The following is a 21910-nucleotide window of genomic DNA, read 5'->3' as shown; positions in this document are numbered from 1 at the left end:
GCGGGGGCGGACTCACACGGTGCTCTCATCCCGGGTGGGTCCACCCGCCGCAGTGACTCAGCGGCCCGTCAGTTCCAACTCCAGCAGCCACTCCACCACTTCGGTGTGATGGCGGGCCCGGCGTGGGTCCGTGCCCCAGACGTACAGCCCGTGGCCTGCCACGACGACCGCCGGCATGCGGGGGTCGCGGGCCGCTTCCAGGCGGTCGCCCAGGACCTTCATGTCCTGGCTGTTGGCGATGACGGGGAGGGTGACCTCGACGTCGTGGGCGGGCAGGCCGACGCCCTTGAGCATCTCCAGGTCCCGGAACACGATGCCCCCGGGCTCCCGGCGTCCCATCGCCACGGACGCGACCGTATGGACGTGGACGACCGCCCCCGCACCCGTGAGCGCGGCCACACGCGCGTGCAGTTCGGCCTCCGCCGAGGGCTTCCCGCCCGCGACCGCCGCACCCGCGCCGTCCACCAGCACCACGTCGTCGGGCGTGAGTTCGCCCTTGTCGTGCCCGCTCGCGGTGACGGCGAGCCGCAGCGGGTCCCGGCTCAGGACGACGGACAGGTTGCCGGACGTGCCGCGCATCCAGCCGAAGGAGGCGAAGCGGGCCGACTCGGCGGCCAGGACCGCGCCCGCCTCCTTGAGGTCGAGGGCCGGCGTCTCGGCGGTCATGTGGTGCTCCTCGTGATGGTGATCTCGTCGAACGTCCCCGCCTGCGGGTGATCGCCGACGCCCTGCTCGTAGTACGGCTCCCCGGGGCGGCGTACCCCCACGGTCCGCCATCCGGCCGCCCGCGCCGCGTCCAGCTCGCCCGGCCGGTCGGAGAGGAAGAGCAGCCGGTCGGGCGCGGTGCCCAGCGCCGCCGCGATCGTCTCGTACGACGCCGGCTCCTGCTTGGGCCCCGCGTTCTCCGTGTCGTACAACCCCTCGACGAGCGGCAGCAGATCGCCCTCGGGGCTGGACCGGAACCACGCCCGCTGCGCCGCCACGGACCCCGACGAGTACACGTGCAGCCGTACGCCCGCCGCGTGCCAGGCGCGCAGCGCCGGGACGACGTCCTCGTAGAAGTGCGAGACGAGGTCGCCGCGCGCGAAGCCCTCGGACCAGATGATGCCCTGGAGCGTCTTGAGCGGGGTGGCCTTGCGGTCCTCGTCGAGCCAGCCGTTCAGGGCCTTCTCGACGCGGGCGGCGTCCGCGTCGGGCTCCGCGATCAACTCCCGCACCTGCGCGGTCGCCCGTGCCACCGCCGGATCACCGCTCCGCTCCGAGAGCAGTGCTCCGAATCGAGAGCGGGAGTACGGGTACAGCACGTCCACGACGAACCCCGTGGCGCTCGTGGTGCCCTCGATGTCGAGCACCACGGCGTCCACGTCGAACCGGAGCGTCACGCCGTGGCCCGGTCCCGCTGGTACCCCGCGTCGATCGTGTCGAAGTCCGGGAAGCGGTCCGCGATCCGGTCACCGGTGAAGTTCCCGACCCAGCCGTCCTCCTCGTGGAAGAACCGGATCGCGGTGAACGACGGCGACGTACCCATGTCGAACCAGTGCGTCGTACCGCGCGGCACGCCCAGCAGGTCGCCCTTCTCGCACAGCACGGCGTGCACCTCGCCGCCGACGTGCAGGTAGAAGATCCCCGACCCCGAGACGAAGAAGCGCACCTCGTCATCGTCGTCGTGCGTGTGCTCCTGGAGGAACTTCGCGCGCGCGGCCTTCGCCTTGACCGGGTACTCGGGGTCGTCGCTCGGGTGCAGTCCGAGGACGTCGACCGTCGTGAAGCCCTCCTCCGCGTTCAGCTTCTCGATCTCGGCACCGTACGCGGCGAACACCGTGTCGCTGTCCGCGTCCGCGGGCACGTCCTCGCGGACCGGCCACTGCTCGTAGCGCACACCGATCGGCGCGAGCGCGGCGGCGATCTCGGCCGGGTCGGAGGTGCGGCGCACCAGCGTCTCGGGTCCGGACTCGGGCCACGTCGTCAGCAGGGTCATGGGAGAAACTCCAAGGGGTGGATGGGGTGTCCGGATACCGAGACTGGCATCGGTGCCCGGCCCGAGGATGAGGAGGGCGGCGTGCAGGAGGCGGGAGAGCCGGTGGTCAGCCGCGACATGCCGCGCCGGTGCAGCGGTGCGTCGCTGTCGCGCATGGTGTCGTCATCGGAAGCCTCACTGTCCAACGTCGTCCGGCGATGGTAACTCCCGCCCGGTGATCGGCCGAGTGCGACGAAGCGGTCGTTCCACATACTGAGAAACGACGTCCAATTCTTTGACGGCTGGCTGGAAACGTTCACATGATCTGCCTATGAAGACGCTGCTGCTCGTGCGGCGGCTGTACGTGGACTTGCTCCGGTCGACCACAGCCCGCTGTCGCTGACCTCCCCCCGGAGCGCTCAACCACGCCCCGCCCTCGGTGCGTTCCCCGTGAACCCGAGGCGCACGCCCGTGTACGAGACGTATGCCGCCCCGGCATGTCTTCTCCCCGGCGCTCCGGACCGGCACTCCCTCTTCGCCCCGCTCACTTCTGCTTTCCCAGCCCTGGAGCCCTCATGTCCCGTACCGCCCGCACCCGCGTCCCGCTCGCCGCGCTGTCGCTCGCTTCCGTCTCCGCGCTCTTCCTCGCGGGCTGCTCCCAGTCCTCCAACGCCTCGCGGAGCACCGGCGACCAGGCCGCCTCGGCCGCCGCCGCGACCGGCAAGAAGCCCGCGCCGTTCAGCAAGGGCAACGTGAAGGTGGCCCTGGTCCGGCAGAGCGGCGCCGGCGACTACTTCGAGCAGTGGGGCAACGGCGCCAAGGCGCAGGCCAAGGCCCTCGGCATCGACCTGACCGTGTACGACGCCCAGGCCGACAACGCCAAGCAGGCCACCGACCTGTCCTCGGCCATCAACTCCGGCGCGCAGGCCATCGTCGTCGACCACGGCTTCCCGGCCACGATCCAGCCCGAGATCGACCAGGCGGTGAAGAAGGGCATCAAGGTCGTCGTCTACGACGTCGAGACCACCAACAAGAGCGTCGTCAGCACCAAGCAGGACGACGCGAGCATGGCGCAGGCCGTGCTCGACGTCATGGCGAAGGACCTCGGCAAGAAGGCCAAGGTCGGTTACGTCAACGTCGCCGGGTACGCCGCCCTCGACAAGCGCGACAGCGTCTGGAAGAAGACCGCCGACGCCCATGGCTGGAAGCAGGCGTTCAAGGTCGGCAAGGTCACCGACTCCACCGCCACCGACAACGTTCCCCTGGTGTCCGCCGCGCTCACCCAGAACTCCGACGTGACCGGCGTCTTCGCCCCCTACGACGAGCTCGCCAAGGGCACCGTCCTCGCCGTCCAGAACAAGAAGCTCCAGGGCAAGGTGAAGGTCTTCGGCGCGGACGTCTCCAACGCCGACATCCAGAACATGACCGCCAAGGACAGCCCGTGGGTCGCCACGGCGGGCACCGACCCGTCCGCGGTCGGCGCCGCGGTCGTCCGTACGGCCGCCCTGGAACTGGCCGGTCAACTGAACACCACGTCGGTCGAGTTCCCGGCCGTCGCCATCACCCAGGACTTCCTGAAGCAGAACAAGATCGAGAACATGGACCAGCTGCGCACGGCGCTGCCCGCGCTGAACCTCTCCAAGGTCAGCACCGCGGACTGGATCCCCAATGTCGCCCACTGACGCTCCGGTGGAGAGCGCGGCGGTCGCCCTCCGCGACGTCAGCATGGCCTTCGGGGGCAAGACGGTGCTCGCCTCCGTCTCCCTCGACATCGCGCCGGGCAGCGTCGTCGCGCTGCTCGGCGCGAACGGCGCGGGCAAGTCCACCCTCATCAAGATCCTGTCCGGCGTGCACACGGAGCACGGCGGCGAGGTGAGCGTGAACGGCGTGCCCGCCGCGCTCCACTCCCCGCTCGCCGCACGCCAGTTGGGCATCCAGACGGTGCACCAGCGCATCGGCGAGGGCATCGTGCCCGGCCTCTCGGTCGCCGAGAACCTGGTCTTCGAGGAGCTGGCCCAGACGCGCGGCAACCCCTTCCTGGGCGGACGCCGGCTGCTGGCCCGCGCCCGTGAGATCCAGTCGGCCCTCGACCTCGGCTGGAGCGACGCCGTGCTCAGGCGGGACGTCACCGAACTCGGCATCTCCGACCGCCAGTTGCTGATCCTGGCGCGGGCCCTGGCGACCCGGCCCCGCCTCCTCGTCCTCGACGAGCCGACCTCCGCACTCTCCGCCGCGGAGGCGGAGCGCCTGTTCGCGCTCGTCGAGCGGATGCGGTCGGAGGGCATCGCGGTGCTCTACGTCTCCCACCGCCTCGGCGAGATCGACGCGCTCGCCGACCGCCTGGTCGTCCTGCGGGACGGCCGTCTCACCGAGGACCAGGTCAAGCCCTTCGACTGGGACAGCGCCCTGCGTGCCATGCTCGCCCAGGCCCAGGAGACGACCACCGCCCGGCCGCGGCACACAGGCGAACACGGCGAGGTCGTCCTCTCCCTGCGCGGCGTTCCGTTCCTGGCCGGCCACCCGCCCCAGGACCTCGACCTGCGCGCCGGCGAAGTCACCGGCGTCGTCGGGCTGCTGGGCGCGGGCAAGACCGAACTGGCCCGCGGCCTCTTCGGCGCCGAACCCTTCACCGGGGGAGCCGTCGAGCTGGACGGCAAGCCCTACGAGCCGCGCCGCCCGGCCGACGCCATCCGCGCCGGCATCCACCTGGTCCCGGAGGACCGGCACACGGACGCGCTGGTCCCCGGCTGGTCGGTGGCCCAGAACATCTCCCTGCCGTTCCTCAGGTCGCTCTCCACGGTGGGACTCGTGAGCCGCTCCAAGGAGGACGCGCTCGGCCGCGCCACCATCGAGCGGCTCGGTGTCGTCGCCCGGGATGAACACAGCACCGTCGAGGAGCTGTCGGGCGGCAACCAGCAGAAGGTCGTCGTCGGCCGCTGGCTCGCCGAGAACCCCCGCGTCCTCATCCTGGACGAGCCGTTCCGAGGAGTGGACATCGGCGCCCGCCGCGACATCGGCCGCCGCGCCCGCGCCCTGGCCACCGAAGGGGCAGCCGTCCTCGTCCTGTCCGCCGACGTCGACGAGATCCTCGAGATCGCCGACCGGGTCGTCGTCCTGGCCGCGGGCGAGATCCGCCTCGACGCGTACGGGGAAGACGCGGAGCGCGACCGCGTGATCCAGACCATCTCGGCGTCCGTCTGATGCCCGGCACACCAGGAAGTACGCCATGACCACCACCCAGAGCACCTCCGTGCCGACGGCGGCCCCGTCCGCACCCGCCGTCGGCCACCGGATCCAGAACGCCGTCATCAAGTACGGCTTCATCTTCGTCACCGTCACGCTCTTCGCGTACTTCGCGATCAGCGAGCCGTCCTTCCGCGACTCGGCGACGCTCCTCGACACCCTCCGGTACGTCTCCGTCGCCGCCGTCCTCGGCCTCGGCGTCACGCTCACCATGGCCGTCGGCGGAATGGACATGTCGGTCGGCGCCGTCGCCGGCCTCGGCGTCACGGTCGCCGCGAAGACGATGGTCACCTACAACCAGGTCGGCACGGTGGCGATCCTCGCGGTCGTCGCCGCGGGCGCACTGGCCGGATTGCTGAACGCCCTGCTGATCGTCGTCCTCAAGATCCCCGACATGCTCGCCACGCTCGGCACCATGTTCGTGATCCAGGGCACCAAACTCATCCTGGTCGACGGCCAGTCCATCACCCCCGGCATGACCCAGTCCGACGGCACCACCGCGCCCGGCAGGTTCACCGAGGGCTTCCTGCGCATCGACCGCGGCACCTTCCTCGGCGTACCCGGCTCGGTGCTGATCTTCGGCGCGCTGACCGTCGTCGCCTGGGTGTTCCTGGCCCGCACCCGCTGGGGGCGCGTGCTGTACGCGATCGGCGCCAACCCCGAGGCCTCGCGGCTGGCCGGCATCCGCGTCGGCGCGTACCGGGCGCTCGCCTACGTCCTCTCCGGCGTCCTCGCCTCCATCGGCGGCCTGATCCTGGCCTCCCGCATCGGCCAGGGGGATGTCTCCGCCGGTACCTCCCAGCTGCTCGAAGCCGTCGCCGTCGCCCTCGTCGGCACCTCCGTCCTCGGCCGGGGCCGCCCCAACGTCTGGGGCACGGCCCTCGGTGCCGTCCTGATCGGGATCATCACCACGGGTCTGACCATCGAGGGACTGCCGTACTACACGCAGGACGTCGTCGAGGGCGCGGTCCTCATCCTCGCCCTGGTCTTCAGCTTCACCCTGTCCAAGCGCCGCACCGCATAAGGGAGTTACGAGTCGATGGGCTACCGCATCCTGGAGACCGAGGACGTCGCCGGCTATCTGCGTGAGCGCGGCCACTGGGGCACCGACGAGCCGGAGGTCCGCGAGGTCTCCGACGGCAACATGAACCGCGTCTTCCTCGTCACCGCCACCGACGGCACCCGGGGCCTCGCCGTCAAGCAGGCCCTGCCCTGGGTGCGGGTCGCGGGCCCCTCCTGGCCGATGAGCCCCGAGCGTGCCGACGCCGAGGCCCGCGCCTACGAGCAGGTCGCCAAGGTCGCCCCGGACAAGATCCCGGCGATCCACGGCTACGACTCCGACAACTACGCCCTCGTCATGGAGGACATGTCCGACCTGGAGGTGCTGCGCACGATCCTCAACGAGGGCGGCACCTACGGCCCGGACACCTCCCGCCGCATCGGCGAGTTCGTCGCCCAGCTCTCCTTCTCCACCAGCGACTTCGGCATGCCCTCCGCCGAGCGCAAGGCGCTGATCGCGGCCTCCGTCAGCCCCGAGCTGTGCAAGATCACCGAGGACGTCGTGCTCAGCGAGCCCTACCTCGAGCACGAGCACAACCACTGGCACCCCGGCCTCGACGACCTCGCCGCCGCCTTCCGCTCCGACCCGCGACTGCGCACCGAGGTCGCCGAACTGCGCCACCTCTTCATGACCGGCGCGCAGGCCCTGCTCCACGGCGACCTGCACACCGGCAGCATCATGGTCGGCACGCGCGAGGGCGCCCCGGTGGTACGGGTCTTCGATCCCGAGTTCTCCTTCGTCGGGCCGATCGGCTTCGACCTCGGCCTGTACTGGGCGAACACGCTCGTCTCCGCGGCCCGCGCGGACGCGCTCGGCGTCGAGGGCGACCACGGCGACCAACTCCGGCTGTCCTGGGACGCGTTCCGGGCGGAGTTCCGCCGGCTGTGGCCGACCCGTGTCGACACCTTCTTCGACGACGCCTTCCTCGACCGCTTCCTGGACCGCGTCTGGACGGAGTCCCTGGGCTTCGCCGGCGCGGAGATCGTCCGTCGCATCATCGGCTTCGCCCACCTCACCGACCTCACCACCCTGCCGGACCCGGTGCCCGCCTCCCGGCGCGCCCTTCTCCTCGGGCGTGAACTGATCGTGCGCCGCACGGAGTTGACGTCACCCGAGGACGTCGAGGCACTCCTGCGCTGACGGGTGCTCGGCCATGGCCGAGCACGCGGAAAGGGCGGCTCCCCCCGTGGGAGCCGCCCCTCAAGTCGATCGGATCATCCGCTCAGGATCTGATCACTTCATGGTCACTTCTTGTCGAGCAGGTCCTGCACCTTGCCGCGGACCTCGTCCGTGGCGAGCCCGCGGATCGTCAGCGTCGTACGGCGGCGCAACACGTCGTCCGTCGTCTCGGCCCACTCGTGGTCGCGGGCCCACACGACCTGCGCCCAGATCTCCGGGGCGTCCGGGTGGACGCGCTCGCCGAGCTCCGGGTTCTCGTTCGCCAGGCGCGCGATGTCGAAGGCCAGCGAACCGTAGTGCGTCGCCAGGTGCTTGGCGGTGTCGGCGCCCATACGGGGGCCGGGCGCCGGGCCGTCGACGAGCAGCCGGTGGGCGACCGCGCGCGGGTTGGCGACACCCGGCAGTGGCATCTTCTTCGGCAGCTCGGAGATCGGCTCGAAGTCCTCGCCCAGCGGGCGGCCCGGCAGCGACTCCAGCTTCTTCATGACCGTACGGCCGATGTGCCGGAAGGTGGTCCACTTGCCGCCCGCGACGGACAGCATCCCGCCACGGCCCTCCGTGACGACCGTCTCGCGCTTGGCCTTCGAGGTGTCGCCGGGGCCGCCGGGCAGCACCCGCAGACCGGCGAAGGAGTACGTGATCAGATCACGGGAGAGCTGCTGGTCGCGGATGGAGAACGCGGCCTCGTCCAGGATCTGGGCTATGTCCTTCTCGGTGACCGAGACGTCCGCCGGGTCGCCCTCGTACTCCTCGTCGGTCGTACCGAGCAGCAGCATGTCCTCCCAGGGGAGGGCGAAGGTGATGCGGTACTTGTCGATCGGGGTGGCGAGCGCGGCCTTCCAGGGGGAGGTGCGCTTGAGAACCAGGTGCGCGCCCTTGGACAGGCGGATGGACGGCGCCGCGTTCGGGTCCTCCATCTTGCGCAGGTGGTCGACCCAGGGGCCGGTGGCGTTGAGGACGAGGTGCGCGTTGACGCCGAACTCCGCGCCGTTCGTACCGTCCTTGAGGTCCGCGCCCGTGACCCGGCCCTTGGTGAAGCGCAGGCCGGTCACCTCCGCGTGGTTGAGCACGACGGCGCCCGCCTCGACGGCCGCGCGGACCGTCATCAGCGCCATGCGCGCGTCGTTCATCTGGTCGTCGCCGTACACGGCCACGGCCTTGAGGTTCTCGGTGCGCAGCTCCGGCACGTCCTGCTGCGCCTTGGCCGGCGAGAGCAGGTGGCCGACGCCGTCACCGAACGCCGACAGCGCGGAGTAGGCGAAGACGCCCGCCCCGAGCTTCGCCGCGCCGTGCGGCCCGCCCTTGTACACGGGGAGGTAGAACGTGAGCGGGTTCGCCAGGTGGGGGGCCACCTGACGGGAGACCGCACGGCGCTCGAAGTGGTTCTCCGCCACCAGCTTCACCGCGCCGGTCTGCAGGTAGCGCAGACCGCCGTGGAGCAGCTTGGAGGAGGCGGAGGAGGTGGCGCCGGCGAAGTCGCCGGCGTCGACCAGAGCCACCCGCAGACCGGACTGCGCGGCGTGCCAGGCGGTGGAGATGCCCAGGATGCCGCCGCCGATCACGAGAAGGTCGTACGTCGCCTTGGAGAGCTGCTCCCGGGTCTCGGCGCGGCTCGGGTTGGAGCCGGAGGCCGGGTGCGTACCGAGGGCAGGCACGGTCTGCAGGGTGGACTGACTGGTCATTGCGGGTTCTTACTCCTCGTCAGTTCTCGTCCTCGAGCCAGCCCATGGTCCGGTCGACGGCCTTGAGCCAGCTCTTGTACTCACGGTCGCGGGTCTCCGCGTCCATGTTCGGGGTCCATTCCGCGGCCCGGCGCCAGTTGGCGCGCAGGTCCTCGGTGTTGGTCCAGAAGCCGACGGCGAGACCGGCGGCGTAGGCGGCGCCGAGGCAGGTGGTCTCGGCGACCATCGGGCGCACCACGGGGGCGTCCAGGACGTCGGCCAGGGTCTGCATCAGCAGGTTGTTGGAGGTCATGCCGCCGTCGACCTTGAGGGCCGTGAGCTCGACGCCGGAGTCCTTCGTCATGGCGTCGCTGACGTCACGGGTCTGCCAGGCCGTGGCCTCCAGGACGGCGCGCGCGATGTGCGCCTTGGTGACGTACCGGGTCAGACCGGCGATCACACCGCGGGCGTCGGGACGCCAGTACGGGGCGAACAGACCGGAGAACGCCGGTACGAAGTAGGCGCCGCCGTTGTCCTCGACCGAGGACGCGAGGGTCTCGATCTCGGCGGCGGACTTGATCAGGCCCATCTGGTCGCGCATCCACTGCACCAGCGAACCGGTGACGGCGATCGAGCCCTCGAGGGCGTAGACCGGAGCCTGGTCGCCGATGCGGTAGCCGACCGTGGTGAGCAGGCCCGAGTACGAGTTGATGATCTTGTCACCGGTGTTCATCAGCATGAACGTGCCGGTGCCGTACGTGGACTTGGCCTCGCCCTCGGAGAAGCAGGTCTGGCCGAACAGGGCCGCCTGCTGGTCGCCGAGCGCGGAGGCGACCGGGATGCCGCCGAGCAGCTCGCCGAGCGGGCCGCCGGTGACCTCGCCGTAGACCTCGGCGGAGGAGCGGATCTCCGGGAGCATCGCCAGCGGGACGCCGATGGACTCGGCGATCTTCTCGTCCCACGCCAGGGTGTGCAGGTTCATCAGCATGGTGCGGGAGGCGTTGGTGACGTCGGTGACGTGGTGACCGCCGTTCACACCGCCCGTCAGGTTCCAGATGACCCAGGAGTCCATGGTGCCGAAGAGGATGTCCCCGGCCTCGGCGCGCTCGCGCAGGCCCTCGACGTTGTCGAGCAGCCAGCGGGCCTTGGGACCGGCGAAGTAGGACGCGAGCGGCAGGCCGGTCTCGCGGCGGAAACGGTCCTGGCCGACATTGCGACCGAGCTCCTTGCAGAGCGCGTCGGTGCGGGTGTCCTGCCAGACGATGGCGTTGTGGACGGGCTCACCGGTGTTCTTGTCCCACAGCACGGTGGTCTCGCGCTGGTTGGTGATGCCGATGGCCTTGATGTCGTCGCGGGTGATGCCCGCCTTCTCGATGGCCCCGGCCACGACTTCCTGGACGTTGGTCCAGATCTCGGCGGCGTTGTGCTCGACCCAGCCCGGCTTGGGGAAGATCTGCTCGTGCTCCTTCTGGTCGACGGAGACGATGCGTCCGTCGCGGTCGAAGACGATGCAGCGGCTGGACGTGGTGCCCTGGTCGATCGCGGCGATGAAGGGGCCGGCGGTGTGTGCGTCGGTCACGGTGTGCTCCTGAAGGTTCCGTATGAAAGAGGCTGGCTCACGGCGTATTGCTCACGGCCTGACGGCGTATTGCTTACGGCTCGGAAAACCTTGCGGTTCAAGGAGGGCCCGAGGCCCGAAGGCCTCGGGGATTTAAGCAAAGGCGACGTTGTAGAGGCCTGCGGCGATCGCGCCGCCGATCAGCGGACCGACGACCGGAACCCAGGCGTAGCTCCAGTCGGAGCCGCCCTTGTTCGGCAGGGGGAGCAGCGCGTGCACGATGCGCGGGCCGAGGTCACGGGCCGGGTTGATCGCGTAGCCGGTGGGTCCACCGAGGGAGAGGCCGATGGAGACGACCACCAGCGCGGTGATCAGGGCGCCCAGGGGGCCGAGGCCGTTGCCCTTGTCGTTGAGACCCTGCGTGAGGACCGCGAGCACCAGCACGACAGTCGCGATGATCTCAGTGGCGAGGTTCTGCACCGCGTTGCGGATCTCGGGGCCGGTGGAGAAGATACCGAGCACGGGGCCCGCGCCCTTCTCCTCCGCCTCGACGGCCTTGGAACCGGCGGCCTGCGCGTCCGAAGCCCCCACGATGTCGGGGTCGGTCAGGTGCGCGTGGAACTGTCCGTAGTACACGACCCAGACCAGCGTGGCGCCGATCATCGCGCCGAGCAGCTGGCCGCCCCAGTACACCGGCAGGTTGTTCCAGCCGCCGTCCTTGATGGTCAGCGCCAGCGTCACGGCCGGGTTCAGGTGTGCGCCGGACAGCGGCGCGGAGGTGTAGACCGCCGTGAGGACCGCGAAGCCCCACCCGAAGGCGATGGCGAGCCAGCCGGCGTTTCTGGCCTTGGAGGCCTTCAGCGTGACGGCGGCACAGACGCCACCGCCGAGCAGGATGAGTATGGCGGTACCTATGGTCTCGCCGATGAAGATGTCGGAGCTGGACACCCGCGACTCCTTTGTCCTTCGTCCAGGGGAAGGCGAACCCCGGGTCCCACCGGTGGTTCGCGCCCTCGGGGGTGAGGGCGATGCCGGCCCATGGCACTGTCACACTCTAACGCGTATTGCCGGTAGGTGTTCGACAATGCCGACCGATGGACGGGAGTCTTGCCCTGGCGTTACCAGCTCGTCAAGAGTTCCGTTATCGAAAACACGATCGTTATTGATCGCCCCGAGTTATCGATCTTGCGGGGCCCGATTGGCTCGCGCGTACATGCCAAAACGGGCCGGTACGTAGGACACGTACCGGCCTGTTGTCGTACGGGGTTCAGCTCGTCGTTCGGGGCGTCAGAACCGCCCGGCTCCCAGGTCCCGGGAGACCGCGCGGGCGCAGTCCCGCACCGCCGCGATCAGCTCGGGGCGTACCTCGCCGTCACGGCAGATCCGCTCCACGGCCCCCGCGATGCCTACGGCGCCCACCGGCATGCGCCGCCGGTTGTGGATGGGGGCCGCGACCGAGGCGACGCCCGTCCATGTCTCCTCGACGTCGTCGGCGTACCCGCGCGCGCGGGTCAGGTCGAGGACCCCCTCGAACTGTTCCGGTTCGACCGTCGTGCGGGCCGTGAACGTCTTCCGCTCGGCCTCCAGGACCTCGCTGTGCGCCACCGGGTCGTAGGCGGACAGGACCTTGCCCAGGGCCGTGGAGTGCAGTGGCTGCATGGCCCCGACCTCCAGCACCTGGCGGCTGTCGTCGGGCCGGAACACGTGGTGCACGATCAGTACGCCATGTTGGTGCAGCACGCCCAGGTAGACGCTCTCGCCGCTGGAGCGGGCCAGGTCGTCGGTCCACACCAGCGCCCGCGCGCGCAGCTCGTGCACGTCGAGATAGGTGGTGCCGAGCCGCAGCAGCTCGGCGCCCAGCTGGTAGCGCCCCGAGACGCTGTCCTGTTCGACGAAGCCCTCCTGCTGGAGGGTGCGCAGTATGCCGTGGGCCGTGCCCTTGGCCAGGCCCAGCGAGGAGGCGATGTCGGACAGGCCGAGCTGCCGCTCGCCGCCCGCGAGGAGCCGCAGCATCGCCGCCGCCCGTTCGAGCGACTGGATGTTCCGTGCCATCGCCGTGCTGCCTCCGTCCCCTTCGACCGACAGCGTGCGCCTCCGCTACCGCCGTTCGGCAATGTCGAACACTACCGTTCGTTGCCGAGCTCCCGCTAATGGGTCGTCGCAACATGTTCGGTCTGTCTTAACACCCCGGACGCACCCGCCACGCCCGTCCGCCCCGTGGACGGCCCTGACCCCGTGACGATGCTCGGGCTACCCTGACGGCGTGCGCCTTCCATGGGAAGCGCAAAGCCGACAGCCGTCGCACTTCAGGGAGCACCTTCATGGCTTCGTTGCCGAACCCGTCCCTTTCGTCCGAGCTTGCCGAGAACCGGACCCGCATCGCCGACCTCCGTGAGGCGCTCGCCGAGCGTGTCGTGGTGGCCGACGGCGCGATGGGCACGATGCTGCAGGCGCAGGATCCGACGCTGGAGGACTTCGAGAACCTCGAGGGCTGCAACGAGATTCTGAACATCACCCGCCCCGACATCGTCCGTTCCGTCCACGAGGCCTATTTCGAGGTGGGCGTGGACTGCGTGGAGACGAACACCTTCGGCGCCAACCACTCGGCCATGGCCGAGTACGAGATCTCCGACCGCGTGCACGAGCTGTCCGAGGCGGGCGCCCGCATCGCCCGCGAGGTGGCCGACGAGTTCGCCGGCCGCGACGGCCGCCGGCGGTGGGTGCTGGGCTCCATCGGCCCCGGTACGAAGCTGCCGACCCTCGGCCACATCGGCTTCCACACGCTGCGCGACGGCTTCCAGGCGAACGCCGAGGGCCTGATCGCCGGCGGCGCGGACGCCCTGATCGTCGAGACCACCCAGGACCTCCTCCAGACGAAGTCGTCCATCCTCGGCGCCCGCCGGGCCCTGGACGCGCTCGGGGCCGACCTGCCGCTGCTGGTCTCCCTCGCCTTCGAGACGACCGGCACGATGCTGCTGGGCTCGGAGATCGGCGCCGCGCTGACCGCGCTGGAGCCGCTGGGCATCGACATGATCGGCCTGAACTGCTCGACCGGCCCCGCCGAGATGAGCGAGCACCTGCGCTACCTCGCGCGCCACTCCCGCATCCCGCTGCTGTGCATGCCGAACGCCGGGCTGCCCATCCTCACCAAGGACGGGGCGTACTTCCCGCTGACCCCGCCCGAGATGGCGGACGCGCAGGAGACCTTCGTCCGGCAGTACGGCCTGTCCCTGGTCGGCGGCTGCTGCGGCAGCACCCCCGAGCACCTGCGCCAGGTCGTCGAGCGCGTGCGCGGGATGGCACCGGCGGAGCGCCGCCCCCAGCCGGAACCGGGCGCCGCCTCCCTCTACCAGACCGTCCCGTTCCGCCAGGACACCGCGTACATGGCGATCGGCGAGCGCACCAACGCCAACGGCTCGAAGAAGTTCCGCGAGGCCATGCTGGAGGCCCGCTGGGACGACTGTGTGGAGATGGCCCGCGACCAGATCCGCGAGGGCGCCCACATGCTCGACCTGTGCGTCGACTACGTCGGCCGGGACGGCGTCGCGGACATGCGGGAGCTCGCCGGACGCTTCGCCACCGCCTCCACGCTGCCCATCGTGCTGGACTCCACCGAGGTCGACGTCCTGCGCGCCGGCCTGGAAAAGCTCGGCGGCCGGGCCGTCATCAACTCCGTCAACTACGAGGACGGCGACGGCCCCGAGTCCCGCTTCGCCAAGGTCACCCGGCTGGCGCAGGAGCACGGCGCGGCGCTGATCGCGCTGACCATCGACGAGGAGGGCCAGGCCCGTACCGTCGAGACCAAGGTCGCCATCGCCGAACGGCTCATCGAGGACCTGACGACGAACTGGGGCATCCACGAGTCGGACATCCTCATCGACACCCTGACCTTCACCATCTGCACCGGCCAGGAGGAGTCCCGCAAGGACGGCATCGCCACCATCGAGGCGATCCGCGAGCTCAAGCGCCGCCGCCCCGACGTGCAGACCACGCTGGGCCTGTCGAACATCTCCTTCGGACTCAACCCGGCCGCGCGCATCCTGCTGAACTCGGTCTTCCTCGACGAGTGCGTCAAGGCGGGCCTGGACTCGGCGATCGTGCACGCGTCGAAGATCCTCCCCATCGCGCGCTTCGACGAGGAGCAGGTCACCACCGCCCTCGACCTGATCTACGACCGGCGCGTCGCCCAGCAGGGCGACGAACCGGCCTACGACCCCCTCCAGAAGCTGATGGCGCTGTTCGAGGGCGCCACCACCAAGTCGCTGAAGGCGGGCAAGGCCGAGGAGCTGGCCGCGCTGCCCCTGGACGAGCGACTCAAGCGGCGCATCATCGACGGCGAGAAGAACGGCCTCGAGGCCGACCTCGCCGAGGCCCTCCAGACCCGCCCCGCCCTCGACATCGTCAACGAGACGCTGCTCGACGGCATGAAGGTGGTCGGCGAGCTGTTCGGCTCCGGCCAGATGCAGTTGCCGTTCGTGCTCCAGTCCGCCGAGGTCATGAAGTCCGCGGTCGCCTACCTCGAACCGCACATGGAGAAGTCGGACGCCGAGGGCAAGGGCACCATCGTGCTGGCGACCGTGCGCGGCGACGTGCACGACATCGGCAAGAACCTCGTCGACATCATCCTGTCCAACAACGGCTACAACGTCGTCAACCTCGGCATCAAGCAGCCGGTCTCCGCGATCCTGGACGCGGCCGAGGAGCATCGGGCCGACGTCATCGGCATGTCGGGCCTGCTCGTCAAGTCCACGGTGATCATGAAGGAGAACCTGGAGGAGCTCAACCAGCGGGGTCTGTCCGCCGATTACCCGGTCATCCTCGGCGGTGCCGCCCTCACGAGGGCGTACGTCGAGCAGGACCTGTACGAGATCTACGAGGGCGAAGTCCGCTACGCCCGGGACGCGTTCGAGGGCCTGCGCCTGATGGACGCGCTCATCGGGGTCAAGCGGGGCGTGCCGGGGGCCGTACTGCCGGAGCTCAAGCAGCGCCGGGTGAGGGCCGCCGCCCCGACGGTCGTCGAGGAGCGCCCGGAGGAGGGCCACGTCCGCTCGGACGTATCCGTCGACAACCCGGTGCCCACCCCGCCCTTCTGGGGCACCCGTGTCATCAAGGGCATCCAGCTCAAGGAGTACGCCTCCTGGCTGGACGAGGGCGCGCTGTTCAAGGGCCAGTGGGGCCTGAAGCAGGCCCGCGTGGGCGACGGACCGACGTACGAGGAACTCGTCGAGACCGAGGGCCGGCCCCGGCTGCGCGGACTGCTGGACAAGCTCCAGACCGACAACCTGCTCGAAGCGGCCGTCGTCTACGGCTACTTCCCCTGTGTGTCCAAGGACGACGACCTGATCATCCTGGACGAACAGGGCAACGAGCGCACCCGCTTCACCTTCCCGCGCCAGCGCCGCGGACGGCGGCTGTGCCTGGCCGACTTCTTCCGGCCCGAGGAGTCCGGTGAGCGGGACGTCGTCGGCCTCCAGGTCGTCACGGTCGGCTCCCGCATCGGTGAGGAGACGGCCAAGCTCTTCGCGGCGAACTCCTACCGCGACTACCTCGAACTGCACGGCCTGTCCGTGCAGCTGGCCGAGGCCCTCGCCGAGTACTGGCACGCCCGCGTCCGCTCCGAGCTCGGCTTCGCCGGTGAGGACCCCGCGGCCATCGAGGACATGTTCGACCTCAAGTACCGCGGTGCCCGTTTCTCCCTCGGCTACGGCGCCTGCCCCGACCTGGAGGATCGCGCCAAGATCGCCGAACTCCTGGAGCCCGAGCGCATCGGCGTCCACCTCTCGGAGGAGTTCCAGCTGCACCCCGAGCAGTCCACGGACGCGATCGTCATCCACCACCCGGAGGCGAAGTACTTCAACGCGAGGTGAGGGCCCTCACAACCGACAGGCGTTTCATCTGACGCCGTCGTACACTGGACGGTCCACAGCAGGCCGGTTCCCCCTGAGGGAACCGGCCTTCTCGTCCCTCAAGGAGGTGCGCCAGGATGACCACTACGGTTCCCGCGCTCGGTACCCGTACGGCCGAAGGCTCAGCGCTGCAGGCCGTGCTCCTGGACATGGACGGCACCCTGGTGGACACCGAGGGGTTCTGGTGGGATGTCGAGGTCGAGATCTTCCGGGCGCTCGGGCACACCCTCGACGACTCCTGGCGCCATGTGGTGGTCGGCGGACCCATGACCCGCAGCGCGGGTTTCCTGATCGAGGCCACCGGGGCCGACATCACGCTCGGCGAGCTCACGGTGCTGCTCAACGACGGTTTCGAGGACCGTATCGACCGGGCGCTGCCGCTGATGCCGGGGGCGGCCAGACTCCTCGCGGAGCTCGCCGCGCACGAGATCCCCACCGCCCTGGTCTCCGCCTCGCACCGGCGCATCATCGACCGTGTTCTGGCCTCCCTGGGCCCCCAGTACTTCGCGCTGACCGTCGCGGGCGACGAGGTGGAGCGGACCAAGCCCTTCCCCGACCCGTATCTGCTGGCGGCGTCCGGGCTCGGCGCCGAACCGGCCCGGTGCGCCGTCATCGAGGACACCGCCACGGGCGTCGCCGCCGCGGAGGCCGCGGGCTGCCACGTGGTCGCCGTCCCCTCCGTCGCACCGATCGCCCCCGCCGTCCGGCGCACGGTCGTGACCTCCCTGGAAGAGGTCGACCTGCCATTCCTCCGTGGTCTGATGACGGAAATGCGCTAGGCGTTCACCCAGCGTGCATAACCGAATGTGCCGATAACCCCTGCGTTTCCGCAGGTAAGGGCCCCGGACCTGCCACGGGAAATTGATTCCGGGGCCGGATGGCCGAATTCCGGTACTCTCCCACCGAGTTGACAGTGTGAGGTTCATCACCTGACGAGGGGTCGACATTCGGCCTGTCGTGTGCCGTAACCCCCCTTTCGGGGGTGATGGACGTGCCCTTGTGTCCCGATTGGTGGAACGCTGCACTAATCCTTCCGCTGTCGGGTTATCGGTGCGTCCACGCCCGGTTTCGCAGCGTGATGGGAACTCAACTCCGGTCTCTGCGGGCCGTCCTGGTGGTGCGGACTAATGTCGTCGCGAGAACCTCGCCATAACCCCGGTGACTCGCCCGCACCACCCCTGCATGGCGAGTACACGGACACGACAGCTCTGGAGAAACTCGAGCATGAACCGCAAGACTTTGGTGCTGCCGGCCGTTGTGGGCCTGCTCGCCCCGGTGCTCGCCGCGTGTGGCGGTTCCAACAGCGGGGGGAGCGGCGGCGGCGCGATCGTCGTGGGCACCACGGACCGGTTCACCGCGACGAAGGATGCCCCGGCTCCTCTCGACCCGGCGTACGCGTACGACGTCGGCACCTGGAACATCCTGCGCCAGACCGTGCAGACGCTGATGGTCCAGCCCCGCGGTGACGGCGACCCCCAGCCCGAGGCTGCCGAGAGCTGCGGTTTCACCGACTCCGGCTACGAGCGCTATGCCTGCAAGCTGCGTGACGGCCTGAAGTTCGCGAACGGTGACCCGATCACCGCCAAGGACGTGAAGTTCTCGATCGACCGCGCGATTTCGCTCAAAGGCGACGTTTCCGCGCTGCTGTCCACCGTCGACACCGTGGAGACGCAGGGCGACAACGAGGTGATCTTCCACCTCAACACCGCGGACGCCACCTTCCCGTTCAAGCTGTCGACCCCGGTCGCCGGCATCGTGAACCCGAAGGACTACGAGAAGGGCAAGCTGCGCGACGGCTTCTCCGTCGACGGCTCCGGCCCGTACACCCTCCAGGCCGACGTCAAGAACGACGAGGCCGTCAAGATCACCTTCACCAAGAACCCGAACTACAAGGGTCTGTTGAAGCCGAAGAACGACAAGGCCGAGATACGCTCCTTCGAGAGCGCCGACGCCATGGGCGCCGCGCTCAACAAGGGCGACATCGACCTGATGACCCGCGCGATGACGCCGGCCCAGATCGAGAAGCTCGGTGCCGCCGGCACGGGCGGCAAGGTCGACCTGGTCGAGATGCCCGGCCTGGAGATCCGCTACCTCGGCTTCAACACCAACGACCCGTCGGTGAAGAGCACGGCTGTCCGCCGGGCCATGGCCGAGGTGATCAACCGAGCCGAGCTCGTCTCCAAGGTGTACGGCTCCCAGGCCGAGCCGCTGTTCTCGATGGTCCCGGCCACCATCACGGGTCACTCCAACTCGTTCTTCAACAAGTACGGTGACCCGAGCGTCTCCAAGGCCACCACGACGCTGAACAAGGCCGGCATCACCACCCCGGTCAAGCTCACCCTGCACTACACGACCGACCACTACGGCGTCGCCACCGCGCAGGAGTTCGAGGTGCTGAAGAAGCAGCTCAACTCCAGTGGCCTGTTCGACGTCGACATCAAGGGCGAGCCCTGGGATACTTTCCGCCCGGCGGAGAAGAAGGGCTCGTACGAGGTCTACGGCATGGGTTGGTTCCCCGACTTCCCGGACGCCGACAACTACCTGGCGCCGTTCCTCGACAAGAACAACACCCTCGGTTCCCCGTACGTGAACAGCGCGATCCGCAACACGCTGATCCCGGAGTCCCGCCGCGAGGCCGACCGTCTCACCGCGTCGAAGAGCCTCACCGAGATCCAGGACAAGGTGGCCGACGACGTACCGCTCCTGCCGCTGTGGCAGGGCAAGCAGTACATCGCCGCGCGGGACGACATCACGGGTGCCGAGTGGGCGCTCAACTCGTCCTCCACGCTCCAGCTGTGGGAGCTCGGCCGCGGTGTGAGCGGCTGACCGGTCCTTCACAGGGCGCCGGGTCCCGTGGACCCGGCGCCCGACCGCACGACCCGGCGCCCGCTCCACGTGGCGTTCCAGAAAAACAATGACAAGGCACCTCCTCGTGAACATGCGCAACCAGTGGCCAGTCCTGTCCGTCGCGACGGGGCTGGCCGCCGGTCTGCTCGCCGGCTGCGGCTCGCAGACGAGCGAGCCCGGCAGCACCGGCTCCTCCCTGGTGATGGGGATGTCCGACGACGTCCTGGCCACCGACCCGGCCTCCGGCTACGACCCGGGGTCCTGGCTGTTGTTCAACAACGTCTTCCAGTCGTTGCTGAGCTTCCCCGACGGCGGTACGGAGCCGGTTCCCGAGGCGGCCAAGGAGTGCGCGTTCTCGGACGCCACGACCAAGGTCTACAAGTGCACGCTCCAGGACGGCCTGAAGTTCAGCAACGGTGACGCCCTCACCTCCGAGGACGTCAAGTTCTCCTTCGACCGCATTCTGAAGATCGACGACGCCTCCGGTCCGGCCGTCATGTTCCCCATGCTCGACACGGTCCAGACCCCGGACGCGAAGACCGTCGTCTTCAGGCTGAAGTACGCCGACGCCACCTTCCCCAGCAAGATCGCCTCCGGCGCCGGCTCGATCGTGGACCACCAGCAGTACGCGGACAACGGGTTGCGCAAGGACGACCAGGCGGTCGGCTCGGGCCCGTACAAGCTGGACTCCTTCGGCAAGGACCAGGCCGTCTTCTCGGTCAACGACAGCTACAAGGGCACCGCCAAGGTGAAGAACTCCGGCATCACGCTGAAGTTCTTCCACGGCGACCAGACCGCCCTGAAGAAGGCGCTGCTGAACCACCAGGTCGACATCGCCTACCGAGGTCTCGCCGCCGACGACATCGCGGACATCAACAACGACACCTCCACCGGCAGGGGCGTCAACGTCGTCGAGGGCACCAGCGCCGAGGTCCAGCACATGGTCTTCAACATGGACGACCCGGTCGCCGGCAAGCTCGGCGTGCGCAAGGCCATCGCCTACCTGCTCGACCGCGAGGCCCTGGTCAACAAGGTCTACGAGGACACCGCGACGCCGCTGTACTCGATCGTCCCGGCCGGTGTCACCGGCCACAACACGGCCTTCTTCGACCGCTACGGAGCCCGCCCCTCGAGGACGAAGGCAGCCGCGGCGCTCCGTGCCGAGGGCATCACCGGCAAGGTCAAGCTCACGCTCTGGTCGACCCCCTCGCGCTACGGCCCCGCCACCGACCAGGAGTTCAGGGCGATCGCCCAGCAGCTCAACGCCAGCGGGCTGTTCGACGCGACCGTGAAGTCCGTCGCGTACGACCAGTACGAGAAGGACATCGCCAAGGGCAAGTACGGCGTGTACGTGAAGGGCTGGGTGCCCGACTACCCGGACCCCGACAACTTCACGGCCCCCTTCTTCGGCAAGGGCAACGTGCTGAGCAACCACTACACGAACAGCACGATCACCGGGCGGCTCATCCCGAAGACGGCCGCCCAGAGCGACCGCTCCTCGACCGAAACCGAGTACGGCAAGATCCAGAACATCGTGGCCGAGGACCTCCCGGTCCTCCCGATCTGGCAGGCCAAGCAGTACGCGATCGTGCGGGACAACGTCTACGGCCTCGAGAACTGCCTCGACGCCTCGACGGTGTTCCGCTTCTGGGAGATCAGCAAGGACTGACTCCACGCCGGTACCGACGCCGAGGGCGCCCTCTTCGTGGAAGGGGGCGCCCTCGGTCGTGCTCCTGGGACCCTCGGTCGATCTCCTGGGATCCTCAGCCGAGCTCCTGGGGGAGTGGACGGCGTCCGTGGGTTACTGCTGTGCGCCGGGGCGCACCAACCCGCTCTCGTACGCGTACACCGCGGCCTGCACTCGGTCACGCAACCCCAACTTGGTGAGCACGTGGCCCACATGCGTCTTGACGGTGGTCTCGCTGACGAACAGGTCGGCGGCGATCTCCGCGTTCGACAGGCCGCGCGCCACCAGCTTCAGCACCTCGACCTCCCGCTCGGTCAGGGTGTGCAGTGTGTCGGGCACCGGCTCGTCGCCCGACGGCAGATGACCCGCGTACTTGTCGAGCAGCCGGCGGGTGATGCTCGGCGCGAGCATCGCCTCGCCCGACGCGACCACCCGGATCGCCTGCACCAGCTCATTGGCCGGCGCGTCCTTGAGGAGGAAGCCACTCGCCCCGGCGCGCAGCGCCTCCACCACGTACTCGTCGAGGTCGAAGGTCGTCAGGACGAGCACCTTGGCCGGTCCGTCCCGCCCAGGACCGGTGATCTGCCGGGTCGCCTCCACCCCGTCCATCCTCGGCATACGGATGTCCATCAGAACCACATCGGGCTGCAGCGCACGTACCTGATCCAGTGCCTGCAGACCGTCACCGGCCTCGCCGACGACCGCGATGTCCTGCTCCGCCTCCAGAATCATCCGGAAGCCGGTACGCAGCAGCGGCTGGTCGTCGACCAGTAGGACGCGGATGGCCACGCAAGTCTCCTTGGAGTCTGTCC

The 21910-nt window shown here is 69.3% G+C and carries 16 protein-coding genes; 8 read left to right on the top strand and 8 right to left on the bottom strand.

All coding sequences use genetic code 11. The features are described from left to right. Window positions 1-57: 57 nt before the first annotated feature. Genes mtnB through FNV62_RS13610 form a run of 3 tightly spaced genes read right to left on the bottom strand, consistent with a single transcriptional unit; the run spans window position 58 to window position 1978 of the window. A complete protein-coding gene (gene mtnB, locus FNV62_RS13620; RefSeq protein WP_054231143.1) occupies window positions 58-666 on the bottom strand; it encodes a methylthioribulose 1-phosphate dehydratase in 609 nt (202 codons plus the stop codon). Continuing rightward, window positions 663-1382 (bottom strand): acireductone synthase, encoded by a 720-nt coding sequence (mtnC, locus tag FNV62_RS13615; RefSeq protein ID WP_060902287.1) that lies wholly within the window; start codon window positions 1380-1382, stop codon window positions 663-665. The genes mtnB and mtnC overlap by 4 nt, the downstream gene beginning before the upstream one ends. Continuing rightward, window positions 1379-1978 carry a 1,2-dihydroxy-3-keto-5-methylthiopentene dioxygenase gene (locus FNV62_RS13610; RefSeq protein WP_054231145.1) on the bottom strand — a complete coding sequence of 200 codons (600 nt, stop codon included), beginning with the start codon at window positions 1976-1978 and terminating at the stop codon, window positions 1379-1381. Before FNV62_RS13610 ends, mtnC begins: the two co-directional genes overlap by 4 nt. A gap of 554 nt (window positions 1979-2532) precedes the next feature. On the opposite strand from FNV62_RS13610, the gene FNV62_RS13605 reads away from it, so the two are divergent. From FNV62_RS13605 to mtnK, 4 genes are read left to right on the top strand one after another with little or no spacing between them, the layout of a single operon-like run. Beyond that, window positions 2533-3639, top strand: a complete 1107-nt coding sequence (locus FNV62_RS13605) for a substrate-binding domain-containing protein (RefSeq protein WP_143601170.1) — start codon at window positions 2533-2535, stop codon at window positions 3637-3639. Next, complete coding sequence (locus FNV62_RS13600) at window positions 3626-5158, top strand: sugar ABC transporter ATP-binding protein (protein ID WP_143612907.1); 1533 nt, start codon at window positions 3626-3628, stop codon at window positions 5156-5158. The genes FNV62_RS13605 and FNV62_RS13600 overlap by 14 nt, the downstream gene beginning before the upstream one ends. A 25-nt stretch (window positions 5159-5183) precedes the next feature. After that, window positions 5184-6224, top strand: coding sequence for an ABC transporter permease (locus FNV62_RS13595; RefSeq protein WP_060902290.1), 1041 nt, complete (start codon window positions 5184-5186; stop codon window positions 6222-6224). Between the two features lie 15 nt (window positions 6225-6239). Beyond that, window positions 6240-7400 carry an S-methyl-5-thioribose kinase gene (gene mtnK / locus FNV62_RS13590; RefSeq protein WP_143612906.1) on the top strand — a complete coding sequence of 387 codons (1161 nt, stop codon included), beginning with the start codon at window positions 6240-6242 and terminating at the stop codon, window positions 7398-7400. Window positions 7401-7504: 104 nt separating this feature from the next. Here the strand turns inward: mtnK and FNV62_RS13585 are convergent, their stop codons facing one another. From FNV62_RS13585 to FNV62_RS13570, 4 genes are all read right to left on the bottom strand, one after another. Beyond that, window positions 7505-9121: a glycerol-3-phosphate dehydrogenase/oxidase gene (locus FNV62_RS13585; protein WP_097283994.1), complete on the bottom strand. Its 1617-nt coding sequence runs from the start codon at window positions 9119-9121 to the stop codon at window positions 7505-7507. Window positions 9122-9140: 19 nt separating this feature from the next. After that, window positions 9141-10679, bottom strand: a complete 1539-nt coding sequence (gene glpK / locus FNV62_RS13580; RefSeq protein ID WP_054231151.1) for a glycerol kinase GlpK — start codon at window positions 10677-10679, stop codon at window positions 9141-9143. A 132-nt stretch (window positions 10680-10811) separates the two neighbouring features. Then, window positions 10812-11606, bottom strand: a complete 795-nt coding sequence (locus tag FNV62_RS13575) for an MIP/aquaporin family protein (protein ID WP_054231152.1) — start codon at window positions 11604-11606, stop codon at window positions 10812-10814. Between the two features lie 339 nt (window positions 11607-11945). After that, the gene (locus FNV62_RS13570; protein ID WP_054231153.1) at window positions 11946-12710 is read right to left on the bottom strand and encodes an IclR family transcriptional regulator; all 765 of its coding nucleotides are present in this window, start codon (window positions 12708-12710) and stop codon (window positions 11946-11948) included. A gap of 269 nt (window positions 12711-12979) precedes the next feature. Here FNV62_RS13570 and metH point away from each other — a divergent pair, with 269 nt between their 5' ends. The 4 genes from metH to FNV62_RS13550 all read left to right on the top strand — a co-directional run bounded on the left by metH (window position 12980) and on the right by FNV62_RS13550 (window position 21080). After that, window positions 12980-16525: a methionine synthase gene (gene metH, locus FNV62_RS13565; RefSeq protein WP_097283993.1), complete on the top strand. Its 3546-nt coding sequence runs from the start codon at window positions 12980-12982 to the stop codon at window positions 16523-16525. Between the two features lie 116 nt (window positions 16526-16641). Further along, window positions 16642-17343 (top strand): HAD family hydrolase, encoded by a 702-nt coding sequence (locus FNV62_RS13560; RefSeq protein ID WP_054231155.1) that lies wholly within the window; start codon window positions 16642-16644, stop codon window positions 17341-17343. Window positions 17344-17788: 445 nt separating this feature from the next. After that, the gene (locus FNV62_RS13555; protein WP_097283992.1) at window positions 17789-19390 is read left to right on the top strand and encodes an ABC transporter substrate-binding protein; all 1602 of its coding nucleotides are present in this window, start codon (window positions 17789-17791) and stop codon (window positions 19388-19390) included. Between the two features lie 106 nt (window positions 19391-19496). After that, window positions 19497-21080: an ABC transporter substrate-binding protein gene (locus FNV62_RS13550; protein ID WP_097288856.1), complete on the top strand. Its 1584-nt coding sequence runs from the start codon at window positions 19497-19499 to the stop codon at window positions 21078-21080. A 132-nt stretch (window positions 21081-21212) separates the two neighbouring features. Here the strand turns inward: FNV62_RS13550 and FNV62_RS13545 are convergent, their stop codons facing one another. Continuing rightward, window positions 21213-21887 carry a response regulator gene (locus FNV62_RS13545; protein WP_054231158.1) on the bottom strand — a complete coding sequence of 225 codons (675 nt, stop codon included), beginning with the start codon at window positions 21885-21887 and terminating at the stop codon, window positions 21213-21215. Between the last annotated feature and the right edge of the window lie 23 nt (window positions 21888-21910).

The organism is Streptomyces sp. RLB3-17, from assembly GCF_007113425.2.
GTDB classification, from domain to species: domain Bacteria; phylum Actinomycetota; class Actinomycetes; order Streptomycetales; family Streptomycetaceae; genus Streptomyces; species Streptomyces mirabilis_D.
The sequence above is the reverse complement of the archived record's forward strand: the minus strand, read 5'-3'. Positions and strand labels throughout refer to the sequence as shown.